Below are 1,017 nucleotides of genomic sequence, written 5' to 3'. Positions count from 1 at the left end.
ACCCGCGACTCGCTTATGGACAGTATTTTGCGTTCACAAGCGTCCAGAATTTCATCGACTTCACCTTCATGCTCGTAAACGTCCGACACCACGCCAGCGCAGGCTTGTATCATACGTCGCAACAACGCTTTATCTCGGACAGTCTCGGCGAACATGGCCGCAGAGCTACCGGGCAGCCCGTTCTGTTCGAGTTGCGCCAGGTAATCCAACCCGCCGACCTGTTCAAGTTTCTGGCGGTCTTTGAGCCATTGCATGACACTGATAACGTTAACGGGCGCTTTGGTTTCGTAGAGCGCCAGGCAGGCGGCGTAGATTTCCTGATGCCGCAGGTCGTAGAAGTAATCGGCTTGGAACACCTCGATGCAATCGGGAACGGCGGTCGCGGCATCGTCCATGATGCAGCCCAAAACGGCTTGCTCGGCTTCGGGCGAGTGCGGTGGTAAACGGTCCAGCGTTGGATTGCGTCTCGCGGCCCTCTGTTCGCCATTGGTGCTCATGGCTTCGGCTGGAATGGCCGGAATTGCCAAAGCGGACAGCATCGGTCGCCACATTGCGCCACAGCGGCGCCATCCTCGCCCTGGCAGTCCAGGCATTGGAGTTTGATAGCTGCGCGTGGGCTGCAAAGTCCTCGCCACGCTCGCTGGACGAGATTTCTACGCTTTATTCCCCATTGACCTAGCCTTTTTACCTGCCGTGGTGTCAAAGTGGCTCCTGCGTCCCGGTGCTGCTTCGGTCGGCGGCTCTTTGGTGTGGGATTTTGAGGGTGTGAATCGTCAGGGTGGTTAGCTTCGTTGCTCATGATATCATTCACATTCGCGCGAGTTGCGAGTTGATGGGTTGTCGGCCCTGTCTGGCTATGAGCCCGTTTATTTCCCGCTCATCACGCCGGAGTTGCTTGTAATCGTCACCCTCGGCGGTTGTATGTTGCGGGTTATACCGGATGCTTTCCTTGTTCGCCGGATGGGTCTCAATAACGGACCGTATAGCTTTCAGCCGTGTTTCAGGCGAATCCATTAG

Annotated in this window: 2 protein-coding genes; both read right to left on the bottom strand. The window is 56.6% G+C overall.

The window, feature by feature from the left end:
• A partial coding sequence (locus KGI06_06405) for a hypothetical protein (GenBank protein MDE1871840.1) occupies positions 1–539 on the bottom strand: 539 nt, incomplete at its 3' end.
• Positions 540–807: 268 nt separating this feature from the next.
• Positions 808–1,017, bottom strand: a 210-nt coding sequence (locus tag KGI06_06400) for a hypothetical protein (protein ID MDE1871839.1), incomplete at its 5' end; no start/stop codon positions are given.

It is taken from the genome of Candidatus Micrarchaeota archaeon (genome assembly GCA_028866575.1).
Lineage (GTDB): Archaea > Micrarchaeota > Micrarchaeia > Micrarchaeales > Micrarchaeaceae > UBA12276.
Note: the sequence above shows the minus strand (reverse complement) of the source record. Positions and strands in the feature narration are given on the sequence as shown.